Source organism: Streptomyces hygroscopicus (genome assembly GCF_026168105.1).
In the GTDB taxonomy this organism is placed as follows: Bacteria; Actinomycetota; Actinomycetes; order Streptomycetales; family Streptomycetaceae; genus Streptomyces; species Streptomyces hygroscopicus_D.
Genome location: NZ_LBMW01000053.1, coordinates 44,014 through 51,097 on the forward strand (window position 1 = coordinate 44,014; position 7,084 = coordinate 51,097).

7 protein-coding genes are annotated in these 7,084 nt (G+C 70.9%); all 7 read left to right on the top strand.

What is annotated here, in order from left to right:
* The first annotated feature begins 172 nt into the window (after positions 1-172).
* Positions 173-1,888 carry an L-lactate permease gene (locus tag AAW14_RS33265; RefSeq protein WP_265568157.1) on the top strand — a complete coding sequence of 572 codons (1,716 nt, stop codon included), beginning with the start codon at positions 173-175 and terminating at the stop codon, positions 1,886-1,888.
* A gap of 20 nt (positions 1,889-1,908) precedes the next feature.
* On the top strand, positions 1,909-2,682 hold the full coding sequence (locus AAW14_RS33270; protein ID WP_265568164.1) for a (Fe-S)-binding protein: 774 nt from the start codon (positions 1,909-1,911) through the stop codon (positions 2,680-2,682).
* Between the two features lie 20 nt (positions 2,683-2,702).
* Positions 2,703-4,136, top strand: coding sequence for a LutB/LldF family L-lactate oxidation iron-sulfur protein (locus AAW14_RS33275; RefSeq protein WP_416223415.1), 1,434 nt, complete (start codon positions 2,703-2,705; stop codon positions 4,134-4,136).
* Complete coding sequence (locus AAW14_RS33280) at positions 4,133-4,855, top strand: LutC/YkgG family protein (RefSeq protein WP_265568159.1); 723 nt, start codon at positions 4,133-4,135, stop codon at positions 4,853-4,855. The genes AAW14_RS33275 and AAW14_RS33280 overlap by 4 nt, the downstream gene beginning before the upstream one ends.
* Before the next feature lie 158 nt (positions 4,856-5,013).
* A complete protein-coding gene (locus AAW14_RS33285; protein ID WP_265568160.1) occupies positions 5,014-5,397 on the top strand; it encodes an ATP-binding protein in 384 nt (127 codons plus the stop codon).
* Between the two features lie 68 nt (positions 5,398-5,465).
* Positions 5,466-6,092: an XRE family transcriptional regulator gene (locus tag AAW14_RS33290; RefSeq protein ID WP_265568161.1), complete on the top strand. Its 627-nt coding sequence runs from the start codon at positions 5,466-5,468 to the stop codon at positions 6,090-6,092.
* Positions 6,093-6,227: 135 nt separating this feature from the next.
* Positions 6,228-7,051 (top strand): IS5 family transposase gene (locus AAW14_RS33295; RefSeq protein ID WP_265568165.1). Its coding sequence is split into 2 segments (ribosomal slippage): positions 6,228-6,546 and positions 6,546-7,051, totalling 825 coding nucleotides; the frame shifts between segments, so codons are not numbered across the junction.
* The last annotated feature ends 33 nt before the right edge of the window (positions 7,052-7,084 follow it).

Genomic DNA, 7,084 nt, shown 5'->3' on the forward strand with positions numbered 1-7,084 from the left:
CTTCTCGTCAAGGTGGGGGTTCGCCCGCCAGCTCGATAATAGCCCGATGTATGCCCATTGCTTGGTCAGACCAAACAAGAAATTCGCGTCACGCTCTAGACCGGAACCGAGTAGCGGACCTAACTTTGGAGTTGTCCAGGCTATGGTCTGACCAAGCTAATGAGGGTCCGCTATGTATCAGCCTCACCTCTCCCCGGTCGCAGGCAGCCTCGCGTTGTCCGCTCTCGTGGCCGCTCTTCCCTTGCTCACCTTGTTCGTGCTGCTCGGCGGCGCGCGGCTGCGCGCCCACTGGGCCGGGCTCGCCTCCCTCGCCGTGGCGGTCGTCGTCGCGGTCGCGGGCTACCACATGCCCGCCCGACTCGCGCTACTGTCCGCCGGCGAGGGCGCCGGGTTCGGCCTCTTCCCGATCGTGTGGATCCTGGTCACCGCTATCTGGCTGTACCAGCTGACCGTCGTCACCGGGCGCTTCGAGGATCTGCGCCAGGCATTTCACCTGATCAGCGATGATCCTCGGGTCCAGGCGGTGATCATCGCCTTCTGCTTCGGCGGCCTGCTGGAGGCGCTCGCCGGGTTCGGCGCCCCGGTGGCGATCACCGGCGTGATGCTCATGGCCGTCGGCTTGGCGCCGTTCCGCGCCGCGGTCACCGTCCTGGTGGCCAACACCGCCCCCGTCGCCTTCGGCGCCATCGGCATACCGATCATCACCGCCGGCGGTCTGACGAAGATCCCCTACACCGAGATCGGTGCGTACGTGGGACGGCAGACACCGCTGCTCGCGCTTTTCGTGCCGCTGCTGCTGGTCGCGCTGGTCGACGGCCGGCGCGGCGTCCGCCAGACCTGGCCGGTGGCCCTGGTGTGCGGGGCGGTCTTCGCGCTGGCCCAGTTCACCAGCTCCAACTTCCTCTCGGTCGAACTCACCGACATCATCGCCTCACTCGCCGCCCTGGCCGCCGTCGTCGTCTTCCTGCGTCTGTGGCAGCCGCGCGGCGGCGAGCAGGCCCGCGCCGAACTGAGCGCCGCCCACCCGCAGGCTCCCGACGGTCCGGCAGGCTCCGCCCCAGCCCCCGGCCCCGCCGCCGCGGTGGGCATCCGGACCCGGCCGGCGGCGTCCGGCACCACGCAGGCGCCGCGGGAGGCGATCGCCGGCCCCCGCCTGTTCATGGCGTTCCTGCCGTACCTGGTGGTGATCGCCGTCTTCTCGGTCGCCAACCTGGTCAAGCCGGTGGAGCAGGCGCTGGCCGCAACGACCGCCGACATCCCTTGGCCCGGTCTCGACGGGCAGGTCCTCACGGTGGCCGGCAAGGTCAGCTCGACCACCGTCTACCACCTTTCCTGGCTGTCCTCCCCGGGCACCCTGCTGCTCCTGTCCGGCCTGCTCGTCACCGCCGCCTACCGCATCAGCCCGGCCACGGCCGCCCGCGAGTTCGGCGCCACGCTCGTCAAACTGCGCTGGGCCGTACTCACCATCGCCGCGGTGCTCGCCCTGGCCTACGTGATGAACCTCTCCGGCCAGACCATCACCATCGGATCCTGGATCGCCGGCACCGGCGCCGCCTTCGCGTTCCTCTCCCCGGTACTGGGCTGGCTGGGCACCGCCGTCACTGGGTCGGACACCTCCGCCAACGCGCTCTTCGCCACCCTGCAGCAGACTGCCGCAGCCAAGGCCGGCCTGTCGCCCACGCTACTGGTCGCCGCCAACACCTCCGGGGGCGTCCTCGGCAAGATGATCAGCCCGCAGAACCTCACCATCGCGGCCACCGCCGTGGGCCTGGCCGGCCGTGAGTCGGACCTGCTGCGCGGAGCGGTCAGATGGAGCCTGGGCCTGCTGCTGGCGCTGTGCGCGCTGGTCTACCTGCAGTCCGGCGTCCTGGCGGGGATGCTCCCGTGAACTTCCGTACCGGAGAGACCATGCGCACCGCGTTGTTCGTCACCTGCTTCAACGACACCCTCTTCCCCGGCACCGGCCGGGCGATGGTCAGGCTGCTGGAACGGCTGGGCTGCACGGTGGACTTCCCGCTGAGGCAGACCTGCTGCGGCCAGATGCACTTCAACACCGGCTACCAGCGCGAATGCGTGCCGCTGGTCCGCCGCTTCACGGAGGTCTTCGACGGCTACGACGCCGTCGTGACCCCCTCCGGCTCGTGCGCCGCGATGGTCCGCGAGTACCACGGGCGGGTGGCCGAGGTGGCCGGTGACACCCGGCTGGCGGCTGCGGTGCGCCACACCCCACCGGTCTACGAGCTTTCTGAGTTCCTGGTCGACGTTCTCGGCGTGGTGGACGTCGGTGCGTACTTCCCTCACCGGGTCACCTACCACCCCACCTGCCACACGCTGCGGATGCTCAAGGCGGTCCGCCAACCTCTGGCGCTGCTGCGGGCCGTACACGGCATCGACCTGGTGGAGCTGCCGTCGGCCACGGAGTGCTGCGGCTTCGGCGGCACCTTCGCGCTGAAGAACGCCGACACCTCGGTGGCCATGTGCGCGGACAAGGTCCGGCACGTCCTTGGCACCGGAGCCGAGGTGCTGTGCGCCACGGACAACTCCTGCCTGATGCACATCGGCGGCGCCCTGACCCGGCTGCGCACCGGTGTGCGCACCCTCCACCTCGCCGAGATCCTGGCGTCCACCGAGGACGAGCCGGCGTCCGCGCCCCGTACCGCAGAAGGGGTGGCCCACCGGTGAACGGCACGACGTTCCTCGGCATGCCGGCGTTCCCCCGGGCGGCGCGGGACGCCCTCGGCGACGCACAACTGCGCCGCAACCTCGCCGAGGCGACCCGCACCATCCGCGACAAGCGCGACGAGGCGGTCGGCGAGCTGCCTGACTGGGAGGAGCTGCGCGAGGCCGGACGCGCACTCAAGGAGCACACCCTGCTCCACCTGGACCGCTACCTCCTGCAGTTCGAAGAGCAGGTCACCGCCGCGGGAGGCACGGTGCACTGGGCCCGCGACTCGGCGGAGGCCAACCGCATCGTGGCGGACCTGGTAAAGCGGACCGGGCGGAACGAGGTGGTCAAGGTCAAGTCGATGGCCACCCAGGAGACCGGCCTCAACACCGCCCTGGAGCAGGCCGGTATCCGGGCCTACGAGACGGACCTGGCCGAACTCATCGTGCAGCTCGGCCAGGACCGGCCCTCACACATCCTGGTGCCCGCCATCCACCGCAACCGCGCGGAGATCCGGGAGATCTTCCGCCGCGAGATGGGCACGCGCGCAGCCGGCGACGGCCTTGGCGATGCCGGCGCCCTCGGCGACGACCCGCAGGAGCTCGCGGAGGCGGCCCGGCGGCATCTGCGGGAGAAGTTTCTGCGCGCCGAGGTGGGCATCTGCGGCGCCAACTTCCTGGTCGCAGAGACCGGGACGGTCGTCGTGGCCGAGTCGGAGGGCAACGGGCGCATGTGCCTGAGCCTCCCGCAGACCCTGATCTGCCTGGCCGGCATCGAGAAGGTCGTCCCGCGCTGGCAGGACCTGGAGGTCTTCCTCCAACTGCTGCCCCGCTCCTCCACGGGCGAGCGGATGAACCCCTACACCTCGACCTGGACCGGGACGGCCGACCAAGACGGGCCCCGGGAGTTCCACGTCGTTCTCCTCGACGGCGGGCGCACCGCAACCCTGGCCGACCCGATCGGCCGGCAGGCGCTCAACTGCATCCGCTGCTCGGCCTGCCTCAACGTCTGTCCGGTCTATGAGCGGGTGGGCGGTCACGCCTACGGGTCTGTCTACCCCGGCCCGATCGGCGCGATCCTCGGCCCCCAGCTGCGCGGCACCGCCTCCCCGGTGGACCGCTCGCTGCCCTACGCCTCGACGCTGTGCGGTGCCTGCTACGAGGTCTGCCCCGTCAAGATCAACATTCCCGAGGTCCTGGTCCACCTGCGCGCCCGCGTGGTGGACGGCAAGCGTCGGCGCCCGCTCCCGGGACCGGAACGGCTGGCGATGGCGGCGGCACGCTGGACGCTGTCCTCCCCCCGACGGCTGGCCGGGGCGCAGCGCATGGCGGCCGCCGCGGCCCGGCTGGTGCGCCACAACGGGCGGATCCGCCGAATGCCCGGGCCCCTCGCGGGGTGGACCGACGCGCGCGACCTGCCGGCTCCCGCCCCGGAGAGCTTTCGTACCTGGTGGAGGAGGACGCACCCGTGACGGCTTCATTTCCTTCGGCCGCGCGCGAGGAGGTACTGGCCCGCATCCGGCGCGCGGTAGGCGACTCGTCCGCGGTCGAGCAGAGGTACGCGCAGGTGCCGCGGGGCTACCGCAACGCGGGCGGCGCGCAACGCCCGGGGGAGGCCTGCTCCCCACAGACGGTCGCGCTCTTCCTGGAACGCCTCGCCGACTACGGCGCGTCGGCACGCCTGGTTGACGCAACCGCCGCGCCCTCCGCGATCGCCGAGGCGCTCACCGGGCGGGGCGCCGACACGGTGGTGGTTCCGCACGGGTTCCCCGAGCCCTGGCGCGCCGGCCTGGCCGGGGTTCGGGTGCTCGGCGACGACCCGCCCGTCGGCCTGGACGCGCTGGACGCCGTCGACGGTGTGCTCACCACCGCGGCCACCGGCGTCGCTGCCACCGGCACGTTTGTCCTCGACGGCGGCCCGGGCCAGGGGCGCCGGGCGCTGACCCTGGTGCCCGACTACCACCTGTGCGTGATCCCGGCCGACCGGATCGTGCGCTCGGTGCCCGATGCCATGGCCCTCCTCGATCCGGTCCGGCCGCTGACCTTCGTCTCCGGCCCGTCGGCCACCAGCGACATCGAGATGAAGCGGGTGGAGGGCGTACACGGCCCGCGCACCCTCGAGGTCCTGGTCGTCGCCACCGAACCGCCGCTCGCAGACCACCGGCCGATCGACGACCCCGCGGAGTCGTGATGTCCATCCGTCATCCTGTGCGTCACCTCGGACCGGTTGTGGCCCGGCCCGAGCCGATCTCACGAGCCGAGCCGGCCTCCCGGCCGGACCGGCCATCGCCCAGACGGCGACGCAGGTTCCGCGGCGATCCGCCCCCGCGCAGCGTGGCAGTGTGCGCGATGCGGGTCGAGTGCCGCGCGGCCGCGCTGGCCCGGTCGTTCACCACCGCCCAGCTCAGCCGGTGGCACGTGGGGGACGAGATGGCCGACGCCGCCCGCATTGTGGTCTCCGAACTGGTCACCAACGCTGTGCTGCACAGCGGCGCGACCGGGGTGACCCTACGCCTGGACTGTACCGCGGAGAAGATCGTGATCCGTGTCCAGGACGACGGGATCTGGCGGGAGCGGACCACCGCATACCACTACGACCCGGCCGGGCAACTCGCCGAGAGCGGCCGAGGCCTGTACCTGGTGCATGCGCACGCCACCGACTGCGGCGTGCAGCGCACCCCAGTGGGCTCCTGCGCCTGGGCATGCCTGCCCCGGCCGGGGAGGGAGCGATGAACCCGCAAATGCCTGGCAGGCCCCCTTTCAACCCCGGCGCAGCGCACCGGACGCGCTTACTGCTGCGCATGCACCCCGCACAGGTGGCAGCCGTGATGGGAGCCGCCTACGGCCTGCACGTGTCGCCGCTGACCGTGACGCGCTGGGAATCAGGCCAGGAGGCGCCGACCGAGGAGGAACTAACCGCCCTGGCAGGGGCACTGTGGTGTTCGATCGGCGATCTGATGGCCGCGCCACGCACCGCACGCGAGCACCGGCTGGCCGCCGGGAACCCAGCCGCCGACGTCGCGCTGCGGCTCGGCATCACGTCGGCGGCCTACGAGGAGATGGAACGAAGCGGCCGCTGGCAACTGACTCGGTCTCAGGCCGCCTTGCTCACCGAGATGCTGGCGCTGCCGCTTGCGGCCCACCTCGAAGTGACCGGCCAGGCCGGACGACTGGCCGAGCTGCTGCGCCGTGCGGTCACCACCCGCTGGCAGGGCTACGTGCGTCCGGTCCACCGCCTGGTGCCCCGCCCGCGCCCCCGCATCGAAGGCGCCCTTCACCACCTGCACGCCGACTACCAGTCCCTCACCGGCACCCTCGACTGGGGCGCCGGCACGATCACACTGAACCCCGGCGAGGAGGCCCGGGCCTTCTTGGAGGGGATCGTCGAGGTGTTCTGTCGAAGACTGGAGGCCCGGGGGACGGCGTAGGCGCCGTGGCAGAGCGGTCCACTGCCCTGCATCAATACCTTGGCCAGCCGCGGGGACGTTGGCGGAGGTCTTAGACGGTGTCCTATGTGGTGATCGCTCGTTGGGCTGTCTATGGGGCGGGGTACGTGGAGTTGAATTGTTCCGGACGGGCTGTGGGAGATCGCGAAGCCGTTGATCCCACCGTCGAAGGTGCGGCCTCAGGGCGGCGGAACGCAGGACACGCCTGATGAGACGCTGTTCGCGGCGATCATCTACGTGCTGGTCAGCGGCTGCGCCTGGCGGGCTCTGCCGCCGTGCTTCGGGATATCGAAGTCGACCGCGCACCGTCGGTTCCTGATCTGGTCGCGGGCCGGCGTGTGGGGTCGGCTGCACGAGGCGGTGCTGCACCGACTCGATGACGCCGGCCTCATCGACGTCTCGCGCGTGGTCCTCGACTCCGCTCACGTGCGGGCTAAAAAGGGGGCGAACTCACAGGCCCGAGCCCTGTGGACCGGGGTAAGCCGGGTTTCAAGATGCACGTCCTGTCGGCCGCGAACGGGCTGTTCCTTCTCGTCGGCCTCTCGGCCGCCAACACCCACGACAGCGGAGCGCCGAAGCCCATGGTCGAGGGTCACCAAACGAGACACGACCCCCACCGCGGCCGCCACTTCAAGCCCCAGCGCCTGCACGCCGACAAGGCCTACGACATACCCCACCTGCGGAAATGGTTACGCGGCAAGCGCATCGGCGTGCGCATCGCCCGTAAAGGCATCGAGTCCAGCGAACGGTTGGGGTGCCGCAGGTGGGTGATCGAGCGGACGATCTCGTGGCTGTCCGGCTACCGACGACTCAGCCCCCGCTACGAACGCCACTCCCGGAACTACCTAATTCCTTTCCAAGGATCCCCGAGGCGTCGGATCGAGGCATCGGGGTGTTCGAGCGGGGAGGGCCGTGACGCCTGTGAAGAGGTGGGCTTATGAAGCCTCTCGTTAGAGCGTGCGGGCGGTCCTCTT

Coding starts and splice junctions, on each gene's coding strand:
- AAW14_RS33290 (WP_265568161.1), top strand. CDS start 5,466: ATGCACCCCGCACAGGTGGCAGCCGTGATGGGAGCCGCCTACGGCCTG.
- AAW14_RS33265 (WP_265568157.1), top strand. CDS start 173: ATGTATCAGCCTCACCTCTCCCCGGTCGCAGGCAGCCTCGCGTTGTCC.
- AAW14_RS33270 (WP_265568164.1), top strand. CDS start 1,909: ATGCGCACCGCGTTGTTCGTCACCTGCTTCAACGACACCCTCTTCCCC.
- AAW14_RS33275 (WP_416223415.1), top strand. CDS start 2,703: ATGCCGGCGTTCCCCCGGGCGGCGCGGGACGCCCTCGGCGACGCACAA.
- AAW14_RS33285 (WP_265568160.1), top strand. CDS start 5,014: ATGCGGGTCGAGTGCCGCGCGGCCGCGCTGGCCCGGTCGTTCACCACC.